Source organism: Ruminococcus flavefaciens, from assembly GCF_900119075.1.
GTDB classification, from domain to species: domain Bacteria; phylum Bacillota; class Clostridia; order Oscillospirales; family Ruminococcaceae; genus Ruminococcus; species Ruminococcus flavefaciens_Q.
Genome location: NZ_FPIP01000010.1, coordinates 155,450 through 175,334, shown reverse-complemented (window position 1 = coordinate 175,334; position 19,885 = coordinate 155,450). Strand labels below are relative to the sequence as shown.

The 19,885-nt window shown below is 43.1% G+C and carries 10 protein-coding genes; 8 read left to right on the top strand and 2 right to left on the bottom strand.

Annotated elements, in window-relative coordinates:
- The first annotated feature begins 68 nt into the window (after nucleotides 1-68).
- From BT105_RS13335 to BT105_RS13325, 3 genes are all read left to right on the top strand, one after another.
- Entirely contained in the window at nucleotides 69-11,222 is an 11,154-nt protein-coding gene (locus BT105_RS13335) for a fibronectin type III domain-containing protein (protein WP_143186605.1), read from the top strand.
- Nucleotides 11,223-11,801, top strand: coding sequence for an Imm43 family immunity protein (locus tag BT105_RS13330; protein WP_072301192.1), 579 nt, complete (start codon nucleotides 11,223-11,225; stop codon nucleotides 11,799-11,801).
- Nucleotides 11,802-11,863: 62 nt separating this feature from the next.
- Nucleotides 11,864-12,616, top strand: a complete 753-nt coding sequence (locus tag BT105_RS13325) for a hypothetical protein (protein ID WP_143186604.1) — start codon at nucleotides 11,864-11,866, stop codon at nucleotides 12,614-12,616.
- 118 nt (nucleotides 12,617-12,734) lie between these two features.
- Here BT105_RS13325 and BT105_RS15380 read toward each other — a convergent pair whose 3' ends face one another.
- Nucleotides 12,735-12,869: a hypothetical protein gene (locus BT105_RS15380; RefSeq protein WP_278289690.1), complete on the bottom strand. Its 135-nt coding sequence runs from the start codon at nucleotides 12,867-12,869 to the stop codon at nucleotides 12,735-12,737.
- Nucleotides 12,870-13,141: 272 nt separating this feature from the next.
- On the opposite strand from BT105_RS15380, the gene BT105_RS13315 reads away from it, so the two are divergent.
- Both BT105_RS13315 and BT105_RS13310 read left to right on the top strand, forming a co-directional pair.
- Nucleotides 13,142-13,939, top strand: coding sequence for a class I SAM-dependent methyltransferase (locus tag BT105_RS13315; RefSeq protein ID WP_072301189.1), 798 nt, complete (start codon nucleotides 13,142-13,144; stop codon nucleotides 13,937-13,939).
- A 24-nt stretch (nucleotides 13,940-13,963) separates the two neighbouring features.
- Nucleotides 13,964-14,746 (top strand): ZIP family metal transporter, encoded by a 783-nt coding sequence (locus BT105_RS13310; protein ID WP_072301188.1) that lies wholly within the window; start codon nucleotides 13,964-13,966, stop codon nucleotides 14,744-14,746.
- A 110-nt stretch (nucleotides 14,747-14,856) separates the two neighbouring features.
- Here the strand turns inward: BT105_RS13310 and eno are convergent, their stop codons facing one another.
- Complete coding sequence (gene eno, locus BT105_RS13305) at nucleotides 14,857-16,155, bottom strand: phosphopyruvate hydratase (protein WP_072301187.1); 1,299 nt, start codon at nucleotides 16,153-16,155, stop codon at nucleotides 14,857-14,859.
- A 337-nt stretch (nucleotides 16,156-16,492) separates the two neighbouring features.
- On the opposite strand from eno, the gene BT105_RS13300 reads away from it, so the two are divergent.
- From BT105_RS13300 to BT105_RS13290, 3 genes are all read left to right on the top strand, one after another.
- On the top strand, nucleotides 16,493-17,311 hold the full coding sequence (locus BT105_RS13300; RefSeq protein ID WP_072301186.1) for a helix-turn-helix domain-containing protein: 819 nt from the start codon (nucleotides 16,493-16,495) through the stop codon (nucleotides 17,309-17,311).
- A gap of 106 nt (nucleotides 17,312-17,417) precedes the next feature.
- Nucleotides 17,418-17,714: a DUF6110 family protein gene (locus BT105_RS13295; protein ID WP_072301185.1), complete on the top strand. Its 297-nt coding sequence runs from the start codon at nucleotides 17,418-17,420 to the stop codon at nucleotides 17,712-17,714.
- Nucleotides 17,715-17,763: 49 nt separating this feature from the next.
- Nucleotides 17,764-19,833, top strand: a complete 2,070-nt coding sequence (locus BT105_RS13290) for a heavy metal translocating P-type ATPase (protein WP_072301184.1) — start codon at nucleotides 17,764-17,766, stop codon at nucleotides 19,831-19,833.
- Nucleotides 19,834-19,885 lie beyond the last annotated feature (52 nt).

Genomic DNA, 19,885 nt, shown 5'->3' with positions numbered 1-19,885 from the left:
TGGCAATAAATAAGTGCGAGGTAGCTTGCGGAGGCAGCTTCACAGGAGAATACTACGGAAGACTGTTTATGAATGAAGCAGAATCCGTGCTGAGAGTTAAGGGCAACTATACATTTGGTTCAAGTTACAATTCAACAGGAATCAATAACGGAACTATATATATAGGCGGAAACTGCACCATTAATGTAAACCAATTTATAGCTGCAGATGCAAATACAGTAGTATTTGACGGAGAAACAAAGCAGACAGTAACAGTAAATGCAGCAGGAGCAAGGTTCGGCAAGGTAGTATTTGATAATACCAGCAAGGAAGGCGTGGATATTACTACAGTAATATACCTGAATGAAGTCGACAACAGCAAGGGCTGCATTGTAAAGACTGTTGATAACGGAGAATTTGGTCATAAGCTGACAGCAGATGAGATCATAGATTCTGATTATCTTCTTGGAATGGGAACTCTTGACCTTAACGGACACAAGCTTACTGTAAATGGAAATCTCATACAGGCAGGAGGTAAGGTGATCCTCAACGGAGGAACACTTGATGTAAAGGGCGATTACAGAATCCAGTCAAAGACAGTTAATGATAAAAATGAAGCAACATACGGATACAGTACCGGATATCTTGTTATGACAAATGATAAGGATAAGGTGAATGTAGACGGCAATTTCATAACATCATCAAATCAGGATCACAGCAAATGCCTTACAGCAGGTGAATTCAGTGTCAAGGGTGATTTCACGGTCAATGACAATGGTTATTATAACTTCATTGCATCGGGTGCGAATAAGATTATTTTCTGCGGCGATCAGGAACAGAAGGTGAATTTCAATCATAGCAATGTTGTTCTTCAGAATGTGGAATTTGCCAATAAAAAGAATATTTCCATAAATGGTAATACTGCAAGAGTTGATGGTACGTTGAAGGATTCAACATATCATATGAGCGGTTCAGCTTATTTAAGGATCAGCAGATGGTCACAGATAGGCGGTGACAAGTTTACCGGAAACATTGATATGTACGGAGGTTCAGAGGCGGATTATAAGCTTCAGAATGATATCTATCTTGGTAATCTTTCTGTAAGTTATATGGATCTTAATGGCTTCAGAGCAAATGTCAGAAACATTACAGTTAATAATCGTCTGACAATGTCGTCAGGCACTATGGAGTGCTCAGGTAATTTCAATGTCGGATATTACAGCGTTTTATCAATGGATAATGAGCTCGCATACCTCTGGGTAGGCGGAGATTTTGTGTATGGAAGCCAGTATTCCTCAGCAGATTATCTGAAAACAGGTACTATTGAGGTAAAGGGTGATTTCAGACAGACATCAGGAACCTTTAAGACAGGCGAAAAGTTTGTAGTCCTTTTAAGCGGCAGCTCGTTTGAGGATAGAGTAAAGTATCAGACTATCAGTTTTACAAATCCGGGAAGTTCCAAATTTGCTAATCTCAAGATAACAAAGCCTATTGGACAGTACAGATTTATAGGAAATGATTCAAAGGAAGCAAATGCTGAGCTTTTCTATGATAATCTGATAACAGACTATACTGATACAGTAGCACCGTCAGATGTTGCAAGCTTTGCTGCAACAGAAATAAAGACGACATCTATTTGTCTTGCATGGGATGAAGCTACTGATGACAACGCAGTAATGGGTTATGAGATCTACCGCGACGATGTAAGAGTCTATACAGGCGGAAACATCACAAACTTCATCGACAGCGGTCTTGCACCTGAAACTGTTTACGAATATCAGATATATGCTTTCGACGATTGCAGAAACTATTCCAAGAAGGCAGCAAAATTATCTGTTAAAACTCTTCCTGATACTGAAGCACCTACTGTACCTCAGAATATCAAGGTACAGTCAAGAACAGGTTCGTCAGTTCTCGTTACATGGAATCCATCAACTGATAATGTAAAGGTAGCTTCTTATTCTGTATATTGCAATGACAAGCTCATTGGTACTACAAATAATACAAACTACAACTTTACAAAACTCGACGCAGAACAGAAGTATTCCTTCAAGGTAACTGCTTCTGATGCTGCAAACAACACTTCCGATTTCAGTGACTCAACTGTAGGTATCCCTATGATGCCTGAGATAATTTCTGTCTCACCTGAGGACTACTCTGAGATTGGCGGAAAGACTGTAACTCTTACAGCTAAGTATGCTGATTCGGGCAACAGCACAGGCAACAGTGTAATGTTTGAATATAAGAAGAGCGGCGAGGGCGATGCTGTTTATAAGAAGATACAGCAGTTCAATTCTGCACAGGAAAGATATTCAGCAAATACACTTTGCTCAAAGTGCAAGTGGGACCTTGAAGGAATGAACGGAAACTTTGATGTCCGCGTAACACTGATAGATTCAGAAGGAAATACCAGCGTAAAGACAGTATCATATACTGTTGATACAACAGGCCCGGCAGCCCCTGAAGAATTATCGGCTGCAGGCGAAAACGGAGCAGTAGTTCTCGAATGGAAGTCATCAAAGAGTGCTAACTGCAACGGCTACAATATTTACAGAGCACCTGCTGACAGCGACAAGTTTGAGCTTGTCAAGTTTGTACAGGATGTAAAAACTGTCCGCTATGTTGACCATGGTGTAACAGAGGGCAATAAGTATATTTACAAGATAGCTGCTGTAAGCAAGTTCAATATTGAAGGCGATCCATGCAAGGCAGTAACAGTAAGCGTCAATAAGGACGAAGAACCTCCGAGAGTCGTTTCTATCACTCCTTCAAAATCAAAGGTAAACAAGTCAGCTTTAGTTCATATCAAGGCTGAGGATAATATCGGTGTTGACAGTATTGCGCTTTCATATAAGGAAGCAGAGGGTACTGAATGGAAGGATATTGAAGAAAAGAAGATAGAAGGCGATCAGGTAACCATTAAATGGGATACGACTTCTGTTCCCGATGGTGCATACCTTGTCCGTGCGATAGCTAAGGATAAGAACGGAAATGCTTCTGAGGACTTTACAAAGGCATATGTAGTTGACAATGCAGGACCTTCTCAGGTAAAGATGCTTACAGATGAATGCACATCAGCTTCATCATTTGTAAGTCTGCGCTGGGAAGATATCTCAGATGAAGATTTCGGCTATTATGTTGTAGAGTGCAAGAACGAAAAAGGCGAATTCACTGAGGCAGGAAGAACAAGTGATACTGCAGGAATGCATATCACGGATCTCATGTCAGAAACTGAATATACATTCCGTGTAGTTGCATATGATGAACTCGGCAACCGTGGTACAGCTTCCGAGACTTTTGCAATTAAAACACAGAAGGACGAGATAGCTCCTGCGATCAAAAGATTCTTACCTACTGACAGTGTATTCAGCACTAAGATCCCGCTGAGTATCAGCGCAGAGGACAACATAAAGTTAAAGTCTCTCGCGCTTTCATATTCATATGATAAGACAGATGAAAAGAAATGGACTGAGATCGCTGTTCTCGACAGCAAATCTTCGTCTAAGACAGATACATTCGGTTATGATTTTGATGTTACTAAGCTCCCTGAGGGTGAGATATTCATCAAGGCTGAAATAACTGATGCATCAGGAAATGCAGGAAATGCCTGCATTTCAACGTACAAGATAGACAGAACTGCTCCTGCTGCTGTAACAGAGCTTAAGGCTGCTGGCAGCAATGGTAACGTTCATCTTACATGGAGAGTAAGTGACGATGATATCAAGCAGTTTGAGATCTATCGTGCAGAAGAAGGCAAGTCAAAGTATTCACTTCTTACCGTATCTACTACAAAGGATTTCTATGACGTAAATGTTGAATACGGCGGAGTTTATACATATCAGGTAGCTGCAGTTGATATTGCAGGCAATAAGAGTGAGCTTTCAAACGAAGCTATCGCACAGGTAATGCCTGATACAGAAGCACCTAAGATCTACGGATTCGGCGATAAGGACGGTTCTGTCCTTCCTGTTTCACCGAAGATGTGTGTTGCGGTATCAGATAACAGCCGACTTGCTTCTGTAGCTGTTTCTTACAGAAAGAAAACTGCAGCCGATGATACATGGCTTGATATCGAAACAATTTCACTCAAGTCAAATTATGAGGTCGCTGAATTCGACTGGGATACATCAGGACTCGAAAACGGCGAGTATCAGTTAAGAGCTATTGCTGCTGATGAAGCAGGCAATATCTGCGAACCATACACAGCAACATTCACGCTTAAAAACGATCCTCCTGAAGTACCTGTTATCAGTCTTACTCAGGGCAACTTCGAGATCAGTGTAAATTGGTCTGAGAGTAAGAGCGATGATTTAAAGGGCTACAGACTCTACAGAAGAGCAGAGGGCGAAACAGAATTTACTGTTATCGGCGAAGCTAACAAACTGTCTTACACAGACAAGAATGTTGTACCGCTGAAAAAATACACTTATAAGGTCGAAGCGTGGGATAAATACGATAATCATTCTATGAGTGAAGAAAAGACCACATTTGCATATGACGAGGATGATGAAGCACCTGTAATCAATGTTTCGCCTCTGTACTATGCACTTACAGATCACGAGCTTCAGCTTGACGCTACAGATTCCACAGATAACGTACGTATAGTAAGTTTTGAGTGGGATATGGGAAACGGCGAAAAGGTTTACGGCGGAAGAACAACCTATAAGTATAATAAAGCAGGTACATACAAGGCAACTCTTACAGCAAAGGATGATGCTGAAAATTGTACAACAGCAGACATTGAAATTATAGTAACTGATCCTCAGAATACAGGAAGCATTACTATACAGGCTGTTGATGAAAAGCGCAATCCGATTCCTTATGCATGGGTATATTTAAGCTCTGCAGACGGAAAGAGCGAAAAGACTCTTAAGGCTGATTACAACGGTATGATCACAATTACCGAAAAGATCGGCAACTATAAGGTATCAGTCTATAAGGACAGCTACCTTCCTGAAAAGAAGACCATTGAGATCACAAAGACAGGCAGCAACGGAACAGTAAATGTTCAGCTTTCAAAGGGCGAGCTTGTATCGGGTAATCTTACTGTACACAGAATGTCCCTTCAGGAAATGATCGAGGCAGGCGTTGACTTTAATGATCCAAGCAATTTCCATTCATACACATTCACAGTTGAACTTACATTTGCTCAGGAGCCTATACCGACAGTGATCGAGTATGTAGGCGGAGGCGGCGGAGGCTTCGGAAGAGGCGGAGGCTTCGGCGGCTTCGGCGGCTGGGATTGTGATCTCGGTGACGGATCACACGTACACATTGAGCCTATCATTCCGAATACTCCTACTGAAGAAGAAGAGGTACTTCCGATCCTTGCATATGTAAGAACTTCAGAGACAATTTCCTTCATGAAGGAAATGTATTCAGTAGACCTTGGCGTTATCAACAATGCTACGTCAGAGTTCGTTATCAAGGACTGCAGCGCAAGGCTTAATCTTCCTTATGGACTTTCGCTTGCTGCAACTACTACAGGCAAAAACACAATAGTTCAGTCCATGGGAGATATTGCAGGACAGGAAAGCAAGTCTGTTTCATGGGCAGTAAGAGGCGACAAGAAGGGCAAGTACACTGTATCAGCTGACTTCAGCGGTACTCTTACACCTTTCAATGTTCCTGTCAATGCAACATTCAAGACTGCAAACGAGTTTGAAGTCGGTGTCGGCAGAGGTCTCCACCTATATATATATCCTGAAGAAGTAGGATATATAGGCAAGGACTATTACATTCAGTATGAGCTGAAAAATGAAGGTTCAGAGCCTTTATACAACGTAAAAACTTCGTTCGGCAAATATAAGAATCCAGGATATGAACAGGATATAACTGTTTATAATCCTGACGGAACAGTTGAAAAGCTCGATGCATCAGAGGTCAATGTTGATTCATACTACATTGAGAATGCAAACGAATGCCAGAAGATACCGATCACTTACGGCAGTCAGAGCATAGAAGTCGGCGTACTTATGCCGGGCGATGTGCTTTACGGAACTTATGAGACGGTATTCTCAGGCGAAGGCGATCCTGAAAAGGTACGCTACAGACTTATTGAGTCACTTGTAAAGGGACTGGAAGAGACAGATGTTCAGGTTACTGTGTGTCCTATTCCAAGCCATATCAACAAGTATAACATTAAGGTAAAGGTAATTCCACAGGTGTGGGCTGATCCTGTTGACATGACTACAGGAGCATTTACCGATACGGTTAGTGCACTCTCAGTACAGGGCGCATTCTCACCGCTTGATTTCAATCTGAATTACAATTCACTGGTATGTGATAAGAGGGGCACAACCGGCTACGGCTGGAATAATGACTACGAGTCCTACCTTGAATTCAAGGGCAATGCGATCGATATGCACTGGAATGCATCAAATTATGCAACATTCATAAGAAGTGATGCTGTTGTACGTACAGTAAGCGGACAGCTCATCAATAAGAGCTCTATCAAGCCTATCGGCGATCCCGGCGGATTTGCTGAATTCCTTCCTATCAGTCACGGAATGCAGGAATATCACTTCTACCGTGAGAAGGACGGAACATACACACTTGTAAAGCCTGATAAGTCAAAGTTAAGATTTGACGCTGAAGGCAGACTTACACAGATCATCTCATCACAGGATCAGACAATAAGCATTACAAGAAACGGCAATGTTACTACAGTAACTGAAGACATGAGCGGTGCAAAGCTGCAGATAACATACAGTGAAGACGGCTTAGTAACATCTGTTTCTGACGGAAAAGGCAGAACTGCATATCTCACATATGAGGACGGCAGACTCAAGACAGTTAAGAATCCTCTCGGTGAAGTTGTCACATTTGATTATGATGACAGCAACAGAGTAATTGCAGCGACAAATTCAGGCGCAAAGACTCCTTATGTCAAGAATGAATACAATGATGATAACCGCGTTGTTAAGCAGTATGATGCACTTGGCAATGTTACATCATTCAAGTATACTGACGATGATAAGAATCAACTGACAACAGTTTGCACAGACAGAAACGGAAAAAACATCGTATTCGTGTCTGACGGAATGGGAAGAGTTTCTTCTATTACAGATGCAAACGGTCACGCAACAAAGTATACCTATGACACAAGAGGAAACCTTATTGCTGAGACAAACAGCAAGGGCAATGCAAGACGCTATGAATATGACGATAAGAATCAGCTTGTAAAGACATATGACTATGACGGCAATGTCACAACAATGACATATGACAGCAAGGGAAATGTTACAAGCGTAAAGGGCCCTGACGGCGAGCTGAATAAGTATGTATACAATCCTCACAACCTGCTTGCATCATCAGTTGAAAACTCAGGTGCAGCACGTTCGTATACATATAATGAAGCAGGTCAGATGCTTACCGAAACAGTTGAAGGTCTGGGAACCACAACATATGGTTATACAAACGGCAGGATCACATCAATAACCGATCCTCTTGGAAACAAGAAGCTCATAACATATGACGAATTCGGAAATCTCAGAACCGAAACAGACCGTGACGGAAACAAGACAGTTTATACCTATGACGCACTGGGACGTTCTACAGGCGTTTCAAATTCAGACGGAACAGTAAGCTATACATATGATGCAATGGGCAATAAGACATCTGTTACAGATGCTAAGGGCAATGTTACACATATGTATTATGACGGAAATAATCAGATAATCAAAACAGTTGACGCAAATAAAGCTGCAACACTCTTTGAGTATGATAAGGAAGGCAGACTCCTCAAGACAACATATGCTGACGGAACAACTGAAGTCAATACATATGATCCTGCAGGAAAGCTCCTTACAACAAAAAATGCAAATGATGAGCTCGTTGAGTACACTTACGATGAAACTGATCTTTTGGTTTCAGAGACAGCTGTAGGCGGCGACGAAAAGCATACAGTATCATATACATATTATCCTGACGGAAAGGTGAAAACGATCACTTATCCTGACAAGACCACAGAATCCTATATCTATGATCATGCAGGAAGAGTACTGTCTGTAACTGATTCTGAAGGCAACGCAAAGACCATGACATATGACAGTAACGGAAACATACTTACATCATCTGATGAACTGGGCAATACAGTTACATACACATATGATAAGTATGGCAGAGTTACTTCAATGACTGATGCTAACGGAAACAAGACAACATATGATAAATATGATGCAAACGGCAACTGCCTCAAGCTTACATATCCAAACGGCCTTTCTGTTTCATATGAATACAGCAAGGAAGGAAAGGTTATCAAGGCATCAAAGGGCAGCACAAGTGTTTCTTACGAATACGATGCTGCAGGACGTGTAACAAAGTATACTGATGAAACAAATCATACATATACAACGGTTTATGATGCAAACGGAAATGTTGAAAAGCTCCTTGATCCTGACGGCAATGTATTGCAGGAGAATAAGTACGATGCAGTAAATAATCTTATTCTTGAAACTGATCCGATGGGGATCCAGACTCAGTATGATTACAACAATGTCGGACAGATCAAGACAATGATCGACAACCTCAACACATCACGTGAAAAGAAGACAACATATGAATATGACAAGACAGGAAGACTTATAAGTTCAACTGATGCAGCCGGCGGAGTATCAAAGAATGAATATGATGCTTTCGGCAATGTAACAGCAATGATAGACCCTAACGGCGGACGTACGACTTATTCTTACGACAGCATGGGTAAAGTTATAAGCACTTTGAATGCAGTAGGAAGCAAACTTACAAATACATACAACGCTGCAGGACTGCTCAGTGAATCTAAGAATGCAAGAGGACAAAAGACAAGCTACACTTATTACAAGAACGGCTGGCTGGAAAGCGTTACAGACGAGCTTGGAACAGTATCATACAAGTATGACGGCAACGGAAATGTGATCTCTGTAAAGGACAGCAACGGAACTATTACAAGAAAGTATAACGAGCTTAATCTTGTAACAGAGGTTACAGATTTCCGCGGTAATACAGTCAAGTACAGCTATGATGAGCTTGGCAATCTTGTTACACTTACATATCCCGGCGGACGTATAGTACGCTATACTTACCTTAAGGATGGCAGAGTAAATACAGTCAAGGACTGGGATAACAATATCACAGCTTATGAGTATGACAGCAACGGCAGAGTAACAAAGATCACACGACCTGACGGAAGTGTTGAGACACGCGGTTACGACAAGGCAGGAAGACTTGTAAAGCAGGTCGACATAAACGGCGATAAGGTAATCAACGCAAGAGATTACGCTTATGACGATGCAGGTAATATAACGTCCTCATCAATGGTTTACGGACACGATCTTAACGGTCTTAAGAGCGCTGAGATGAAGTATGATTCCGCAAACCGACTCATCGAATTCAACGGCGAAAAGGTAAAGTATGATGCTGACGGCAATATGGTTTACGGACCTGTCAACGGCAAAATGACTGAGCTTGTATATGACTGCCGCAACAGACTTGTTTCTGCCGGCGGAGTAAGCTATGAATATGATGCAGAAAACAACCGTATCAGCAAGACATCAGGAAATGTAAAGACATCATTTGTTGTTGATACATCAGGTGAGCTCAGCAGAGTTCTTACTGCTGAGACAAGCGGAAAGAAAACAAGCTTTGTATACGGCATAGGCCTTATCTCACAGCAGACTGATACCGAAACATTATTCTATCACTTCAATAACATAGGCAACACAGAGGCGGTTACAAACCTCAGCGGTACAATTGTTGCAACATTTGCATACGGCCCGTACGGCGAACTCAAATCACCAAATAAATATGGCATTATGTTCTTGTTTAACGGTGAGTACGGTGTCTCCACAGATGAAAACAACCTTTGCTACATGCGTGCAAGATACTACAATCCTGAGATCAAGCGTTTCATCAATCAGGATGTGGTTATCGGTTCTATAGACAATTCACCGTCACTGAACAGGTATGCTTATGTTCAGGGCAACCCGATAAGCTATGTCGATCCGTTCGGACTCAGTCCGGGACTTGGCTGGGATTTCTGGGGACATATGGCACTCAGCCTGCTTGGAAATCTCATGGCTATACCGACACCTATCACAATGATCATAGGTGCTGCAGCAATTATTGCAAATACAGCATGGTATGCATCGGAAGGCGATTACTTTGGCGCTATAACAAGTGCGGTAAGCGTATTCGGCTGCGGATTCCAGGCGCTCAGCGCTGCAAAGGCAGCAGGTGCGGTATCTATCAGCTGTAAGTTTATTACAGGCTTGAAATATGCAAGCTGCGTAAGTGATATTGCTCTTGGTGCTTATGATATTTATCAGGTCGGCAAGAACGTGTATGATCTTGCATCACGCGGAGAGCTTACTCTCGGAGCTGTTCTCGGCAGCACATTCCAGGTAGTAATGGATGCAGTACAGATCGGCGGCGGTATCAACGGATTATCTGAAAAGGTTTCATACTGCTTCGTTGAGGGTACACCTGTTGAGACAGAAGACGGCCAGAAACCTATTGAGGAAATAAAGGAAGGCGACATGGTTCTTTCTGAAGATCCTACAACAGGAGAGGTTGCGTATAAGACTGTTCTCAAAACATACGAGAATGAGACAACAGAACTTGTTCATGTTCACGTAAACGGTGACGAGATCAAGGCAACACCAAGTCACTATTTCTATTCTGTACAGTTCGGCTGGACTAAGGCGGCTGACTTACGCGCAGGCGATGTTCTTGTACTGGTAAACGGCGAGTGCGTTGTTGTTGAATGGGTAGAGCATGAAATTCTTGAATCACCTGTCAAGGTCTATAACTTTGAGGTCGAGGATTTCCATACATACTTTGTCGGCGAGAGCGGTGTTCTTGTTCATAATGATTGCGAAACAAAATCGCAAAGAAAAAATGAACAACGAAGGAATTATGAAGCTTACACAGGTAAAAAGCCAACAGGTGAAGTGCATCATGGTTTACCTGAAAAGTTTAAAGATTGGTTCCAAAGCAGAAAATATACAGGTAAGCTTAATAATGGTCAAAAACTTGATATTAATTCTGGAGAATTCTATTATGATTTGCCTAAGGGAATTCATAGATTAAAATCAGGACATGGAATTCATACAAAGAATAGCTATGCTGGAATTACATGGAATAAAGCATGGAGTAATTATATTAATAAGAATCCAAATGCATCCGCAGAAGATGTTTTGAACCAATTGGAAAAAATGGCAAAACAATTTAAAATTAGTAAATTTAAAGCGGTGAAAAAATAAATGTATTATTTTATAATGAACAAATATTTTGGTAGAAAAGAAATATTCTTTCCTCCTGATGTTAATAAATGGAAATCTGATTATTGTGAACATTGCGGTGGAAATCATCTTTCGTCAAATGAACCTGTAAAATTTGAAATTAAAGGTGACCCATGTGATTTTTATATGTATTGTGGCTTCCTTTTTGTTTCGCAAAAATTTCTTGATTTATTAAAAGAGTGGAATCTAACAGGATATACTGTTAAAAAGGCCACCGTAATAGGTTGGGATAAAGCCCAAACAGAATCTGATTTTAAGGATTTTGTTTATTATGAATTAATTATTACGGGGCGTTGCGGTTTTATGATGGATTTGCAATCGAATATATTGCCTAAATGTGATTTCTGTGGAAGAAATCTTCCAATGGAAGACACTGTGATTGGACTAAGTTTTAATAATCAAAAATATGATAAAAGCGATATATTTGCTTTCGACAATTTAACTAACATACCTATAGTTGATGAAAACTTAAAAAAGAAATTATCAAAAGCCAAACTTACAAATTTAAGTTTTATAAAATTATCAGAAATGGATATGTAAAAAATTAAAACATGCTTAAATCTCTCAACGGCAATTAACAGAAATTACATTTAACAATTCTAATGCATATCAAACATTACACGAATACAGGTGCAAGTCACCTGTATTCGTTCTCTTTTAAAAAAGGAAGTGATAATACGATATCAAAAATAACAGCTCAGGAAATACGCAAGGAAATGCAGGGCAATTACGGTGCATTTCTCGCTGCAGCTGCAGTTGCAGGAGCAATAATAGTTTTCTGCACAGTGTTCTGCGGCACGCAGCTTGGCTGGACTCATATTTTTGCGATCATAGGAGCAGTTCTCAGTGCAGTATCAATTGCTCTTTGTGTAATTGCACTGGTGAAGCTTATCAGCATAAAAAATGCTCCTCTTTTCAGAAAATATGGTACCGCTGAAATGATAGCTCATAATATTAACGACGGACTTTCAAAACCGCGTTTTGTTTCTCAGATGAATGGAGCACCTTTCGGTATACTCATTTCTGACAAATGTATCGTAAACGGTGGAAACTTCAAGGACTACCTTGAGTTAAAGGAAATAAAGCGCATAGAACCAAGTACTGTTCCTGATTCAGCAACATTTCTGATAAAAGGCAATGTCATGGATACAGTGGTATCAACTGTCGCAGTAAATGCTGTAAGCAGAATGTACCGCAAGTCACAGGGCATAACAGGAGATAATCGCTATGATGTATTATTTGTAACGGATATGAGTGGAAAAACTCATGAATACTCCGTTTACAGAGCGGATATGACAGAGGTACTGAATGTTCTTGTACAGTTAGTGCCAAATGCACAATTTGCTGTGAAATAATAAGATCCGCAGGAATTTCTTAACGGAGTTCCTGCGGATTATTTTTTGCATGAAATTGCACATATAAAATAGCGCAACAAAAGTGAACTGCTCAGGATTTGACTCCTGAGCGGTAATATTATATATGTTTTTCAAGCAGTTTCAGGTGCTTATCGACCTTCTTCACGATGTTATTAGCGATGAAGATGATAACATCTTCGAGTTTCACAGCATAGCGGCGAGTCTTATTGCAGATGTTGCCCAGATCTGCCATGAGATCTCTATGCAGGCACCGCTTACAGTAAATGCTGATAGATTAACAATTAAGGAAGTGACATGAGGCGTATTGACAAAGAAATTATTATGTGATATAATGTTATTAAATACTAACTGCAAAGGGGCTACCCTTTTATTTTTGTTGACAAGTTTGTTTTGGCTAACTGAAAGTTAGTATTTAAGGCAGACATGATCGTAAGCGATCTGCGGCATACAATGTGAGTTTTACCGCGGACATAATGAAAAGAATTGAATAAAGGAGTAATTACTATGGAATTAAGATTAGGCGATGTGCAGACAACTGCGCTTATTCCTCTGGCAGTCAAGGCAAATGAAACCCTGCGAAAGAATGCCCGTATCAAAGACAACAAGGCTGTTGAGATAATCAAAGCGCTGAAAATCGACACAAAACCCTACGACAAATTCATGTCTCACGAAGGTGTTGTTGCACGAACCATAATGCTCGACCGCCAGTTAAAGGGTATTATTCAGAATGCTCCCAATACAGTTATCGTGAATGTGGGAGCAGGCTTTGATAACCGATTTGAAAGAGTTGATAACGGAAAAATACTGTGGTTTGATCTTGATCTTCCTGATTCTATCGCAGCAAGAAGAAAAGCGTACCCACAGCATGAGCGTGTTACCATGATAGCAGGAAATGCACTTGAAGATAACTGGTGCGGACAGGTGAAGGACGCACTTGCAGGCAGAAAATCAAAGCCTGTTTTCATAGCTGAGGGATTGTTTATGTACCTGACGCTTGATCAGATACGCACTTTTCTTGAAGTTCTGAAAAACAATTTCCCGAACGGAGGTATACTCATTGCGGAGCAGAACTGCAAGGCTATGCAGAAAAGTGAAAAGCACCACGATACGGTAAAAAATACCAATGCACATTTCATGTCAGGTACTGATTCGGGACAGGAAATTGCTGACCTGACAGAGGGGATAGAGTTCGTGGAGGAACACAGCTTTAATGAAGAAATGAGAAAATACAGCATACGAGGAAAGCTCTTTGCACTGCTGCTGCCTAAAATGAACGACCGCTGGGCAACGTTCAGGTGGTAAAGAAGGGGAGAAAGGCGGTGTATCATGCAAAAGGAGATCGTCAGCGGTCTGCTGCTGCCTTTTCTCGGGACGGCGGCAGGTTCGGGCTGTGTATTCTTTATGAAGCAAGCCCTGAGCAGAAGTGTACAGCGAGCACTGACAGGCTTTGCCGCAGGTGTGATGACAGCCGCTTCGATATGGAGCCTTATTATCCCTGCCATGGATATGGCGGACAGCATGGGAAAGCTTGCTTTTATGCCTGTGGCAGTCGGATTCTGGCTCGGTATCCTGTTTCTTCTGCTGCTTGACAGTGTTATCCCTCATTTGCACATGAATGCGGAAAAAGCAGAGGGACCTGAAAGCAGGCTTGCAAAAACGACAATGATGATACTTGCGGTAACTCTGCATAATATCCCCGAGGGAATGGCTGTAGGCATAGTTTATGCAGGCTTTGTTACACGCTCTGCGGATATGACCGCAGGCGGCACATTAGCTCTCGCGCTTGGTATTGCGATACAGAATTTTCCCGAGGGAGCCATAATCTCCATGCCGCTTCACGGCGAGGGAAAAAGCAAGGCGAAAGCCTTTGCGGGAGGTGTTCTTTCGGGAGCGGTTGAGCCTGCAGGAGCGCTTCTCACCATACTTTTTGCAAGTCATCTTCTGCCTGTGATGCCATATCTGCTAAGCTTTGCCGCAGGAGCAATGATATACGTTGTAGTTGAGGAGCTCATTCCCGAAATGTCTGAGGGAGAACACTCGAATATAGGAGTAATAATGTTTTCTGTTGGCTTTACGCTTATGATGACTCTGGACGTTGCTCTCGGGTAAAAGGCTTGCCTTGCGATGATCTATACAAAAATAAAAAACTCGCCTGTGTGAAAATACAGGCGAGTTTTATTATGAATAGGAAGGTTCATGGAGATTTCAGTGTTATTTGCTCACTTTTTTACGTTGAACGCTCCCATTTGCGGATAGCAGGCAGAAGCGCCAAGCTGCTCCTCGATGCGGAGAAGCTGATTGTACTTCGCAACACGCTCTGAACGTGAAGGAGCGCCTGTCTTTATCTGGCAGGTATTGAGAGCAACTGCAAGGTCTGCGATAGTTGTATCGGCAGTCTCGCCCGAACGGTGAGAAGAAATTGCTGTATATCCAGCCTTGTGAGCCATTTTGATAGCTTCGAGAGTTTCGGATACAGAGCCGATCTGATTGAGCTTGATGAGAATGGAGTTGCCTGCGCCGAGAGAGATTCCCTTTGCAAGACGCTCGGTATTTGTAACAAAGAGGTCGTCGCCGACAAGCTGTACCTTGTGACCTATCTTGGCTGTCATCTTCTGCCAGCCTTCCCAGTCCTCCTCATCGAGACCGTCCTCGATAGAAATGATAGGGTACTTGTCAACGAGAGACTCCCAGTGAGCGATAAGCTCGTCGGAAGTGAACTCCTTGCCGCTCTTTGGCTGCTTGTAGAAGCCCTTTCCCTTTTCGCTCTTCCACTCGGAGGAAGCGGCGTCCATAGCTATCATGAAGTCCTTGCCGGGCTCAAAGCCTGCTGCCTTGACAGCTTCGAGTATCTTCTCGATAGCCTCCTCGTCGCTTGTGAGCTTGTTGGGAGCAAAGCCGCCCTCGTCGCCAACTGCGGTAACGTCTCCCATGTCCTTGATGAGCTTTTTCAGTGTGTGAAATACCTCTGCGCACCAGCGGAGAGCCTCGCTGAATGATGGAGCTCCAACAGGCATTATCATGAATTCCTGAGTATCGACTGCGCTGTCAGCGTGAGCGCCGCCGTTGAGGATATTCATCATAGGCACAGGGAGCTTGGTTCCCTGAATACCGCCGAGGAAACGATAAAGCGGAATGTCGAGCGCTGTTGCTGCTGCTCTTGCGCAGGCGATAGAAACTGCAAGGATAGCGTTTGCACCGAGATTGGACTTGTCCTTAGTGCCGTCAGCCTTTATCATAGCTGCGTCAACAGCGTAAATGTCAGATGCGTCCATACCTGTGATAGTTTCAGCGATAACGGTATTGATATTGTTTACAGCCTTTGTTACGCCCTTTCCGAGGTAGCGCTTGCCGCCGTCACGGAGCTCCAGAGCTTCAAACTCACCTGTAGAAGCGCCGCTGGGAGCTGTACCTCTTGCAACTGTACCGTCTGCAAGTGTAATTTCAGCTTCAACAGTAGGATTTCCGCGTGAGTCGAGAATTTCACGTCCCACAACTTTTTCGATTTCTAAATAGTCCATAGTTTTCTCCTGTTATAATATATTTAATGTGACTTATCACATTATTGGCGTTAGCAGGCTCAAAAATACAAAATATTCGCACTTATTTTGTATAACCGAAAGGAGCCTGCTGTAATGATTTATTCGTGTTAGAGATATCTAACATACTGATTATAGCACCGTTGAGATTAGGTGTCAATTCGTAAAAAATATATTTGTATACACTAACAAATTTATTAGGCTTTAATTAGTTAGAAGTAGATAACTATACAGAAATTTTGTTTTTGTATTGACACATATTACCTTAAGTGATAATATTATTCTGTTATAAACGGCTAACTTATAAGGCGGTGATAGTGTGGCGGAATTTCAGATATTTCCCGATATAAGACTTATCGTCGGGAGAGCTGATGATATCAGCAAGGAAAACTCAATAGAAGTAAGCTTTTGCAGAAGCGGCATATGTGAATATTTCATCAACGGCGAATACAGCTATCTGACGGCGAATAACTGCATTATTGCCGTTCGTGATGAGCGCTCTGACTGCCATACTGTCTGTTCGGCGGACTATTGCGGTATCACACTGCTGATAGATTCGAGCTATAACAGCAATGCTTTTTCGGAGCTTCTTGATATGCCTGATATACTGCGGAATATGCAGAGCTGCGAACAGCACATTTTCACTGCGGACGATAATATGCAAAGGCTGTTTTCAGAGATAGATGATACTTCAGGCACATCTATGCTCAGGATAAAAGTACTGGAGCTGCTTATGCTCATGGGCGGAAAGAGCGGCTCAGCTGCTGAGAGCAGGGGGCATATCCGAAAAATAGGCAGCTTTATCTGCGAAAACCTGTGCGAGCATTACACCATCGCACAGCTTTCCGAGCTTTACGGCATCGACCAGACTACGATGAAAAATCGTTTCCGCCAGACTTTTGGCTGTCCTGTTTACACCTATGCGAAAAACAGGAAGATGTTTCGTGCGGCGGAGCTTCTCAGGAATACCGAGATGAAGATAATAGACATCGCCGAGGAAGTAGGCTACTGCAACGCAAGCAAGTTTTCAAGCGCGTTTCGTGATGTAATGGGGATAGCTCCCAAAAATTACCAAATGGAGCGAAAAAGGAAAAGGAAATTCAAAAAGCGTTCTATATTGCCGCAGCTTGATTATTAGTACGGTATACCAACTTTTATCCTTTCGGAGCGGAAGAGGCTTGTTACATATGGTATCATAAGTATAACGAAACCACATATTTCGACATTTTTACTGAGGTGATCTTATGAAACTGAATAATATCCCATGGAAGAAAATAGGTCTGTTCGCAGGAGGCGTATTTTTCGGCACAGCAGGTATCAGAGTCCTTTCGAGCAAGGACGCCAAGAAGTGCTATACCCACGCTACTGCCGCTGTTCTACGTGCAAAGGAAAACGTTATGGAGACCGTAACTACAGTCCGCGAGAACTGCGATGATATCCTTTCCGACGCAAAGGAGATAAACGAGCAGAGAGCAGCCGAGGAAGAAGCTGCTGTTATCGCAGACCAGTGCGAGGAGATCGCAGACACAAGTGAAGAATAAAACCGAAACAGACCGCTCTGACGGTCTGTTTTTGTAAGAGGTGATAAATATGAAATGTAAGATAATGCACGAATCAAAAGGACGTATGCGAGTGCGTTTCTGCATAAGCCGCATGACGCTGAAACAGGCTGATACAGCGGAATATGTGCTGTATGCGGTATCGGGTGTAACAAGAGTTCAGGTCTTTGAACGCACCTGTGATATCGTTATCGCTTATACCTGCCCGAGGGAGAAAATAATAGGAGAGCTGTCTGCGTTTTCCTTTGACGATGAGAAAAACACATCTCTTGTTCCCGAGCATACAGGCAGAAAGCTTAACAAGCAGTACGAGGAGAAGCTTGCGGCGGTAGTTATAAGAAGATTTGTGAACAAGCTCATTCTGCCTATGCCGCTCCGCAGGATAATGGCTGTTATAAAAGCGGCAAAGTACATATTTCGGGGACTGAAATGTCTTTTGAAGGGCAGGCTGGAGGTATCAGTGCTTGACGCAACAGCGATAGGAGTATCACTTCTCCGCGGCGATTTCAAGACCGCAGACTCTGTAATGTTCCTGCTGAATGTTGGTGATATCCTTGACGAGTGGACTCACAGAAAGTCCATAGACGACCTTGCAAGAACTATGTCTCTCGGAGTTGAACAGGTGTGGACCAAGACTTCCGACGGACAGGAGGTCCTCATGCCTGTTAATGAAGTCAGCAAGGGAGATATGGTAGTTGTGAGAACAGGCTCTATGATACCTCTCGACGGCAAGGTAGTATCGGGAGACGCAATGGTGAATCAGGCTTCAATGACAGGCGAATCCGTACCTGTTCACAAGTCAGAGGGAGCCTACGTATACGCAGGTACTGTTGTTGAGGACGGCGAATGTACCATAGCCGTTGAGAATACCGCAGGCGGCGGACGCTATGACCGTATCGTGAAGATGATAGAGGAGTCAGAAAAGCTGAAATCCGCTGCTGAGGACAAGGCTTCACATCTTGCGGATAAGCTTGTTCCGTGGAGCTTGGGCGGTACTCTGCTGACATGGCTGCTGACACGAAATGCTGCAAAAGCGCTGTCCATACTTATGGTGGACTTTTCCTGTGCGCTGAAGCTTGCAATGCCTATCTCTGTACTTTCTGCAATGCGTGATTGCAGCCGCGCAGGCATAACTGTAAAGGGCGGACGCTTCATGGAAGCAATTGCCGAGGCTGACACCATAGTTTTTGATAAGACGGGAACTCTCACACATTCAAGCCCGAGAGTCGCACAGGTCATAACCTTCGGAGACCGTGACGAGGACGAAATGCTTCGTATGGCGGCTTGCCTTGAGGAGCATTATCCTCACTCCATAGCCAATGCAGTAGTTGCCGAGGCTGAAAAGCGCGGTCTTATCCACGAGGAGTTCCATTCAAAGGTCGAGTACGTCGTAGCACACGGCATTTCCAGTATGGTAGAGGGAGAGCGCGTGCTTATAGGAAGTCATCATTTCATTATCGAGGACGAGCAGTGTACTCCGCCTGACGAGCGTGTTTTCAGACATCTGCCAAAAGAGTATTCTCACCTTTATCTTGCCATTGGCGGCGAGGTGGCAGCTGTTATCTGCATTGAAGATCCGCTTCGTGAAGAAGCTGCCGATGTAATTGAGAAGCTGCACGAATACGGCATATCAAGGGTAGTCATGATGACGGGAGACAACGAGCGCACAGCTAAGGCTGTTGCTGAAAAGGTAGGCGTTGATGAGTATCATGCGGAGGTACTTCCCGAGGACAAGGCTGCGTTCATACGTGCCGAGCATGAGGCAGGACGTAAGGTGGTAATGATAGGCGACGGTGTAAACGATTCACCTGCGCTCAGCGAAGCCGACGCAGGCGTCGCTATCAGTACAGGAGCTGCCATTGCCCGTGAGATAGCAGATATCACCATATCCGCCGACGACCTGTACGCACTTGTTGAGCTGAAACGTCTGAGCAATGCGCTGATGTCCCGTATCGGCTGGAACTACCGTACTATCATCGGCTTCAACGGCGGACTTATCGGTCTCGGAGTTCTTGGCGTATTGCCGCCTGCAACATCTGCTCTCCTGCATAATGCTTCAACTCTGGCAATAGGTCTCAGGAGCATGACCGAGCTCAAATGAGCCTGAAAAGCGCGGACTTTTGATATAAGTTTATGTTTATTATTTTGAGAAG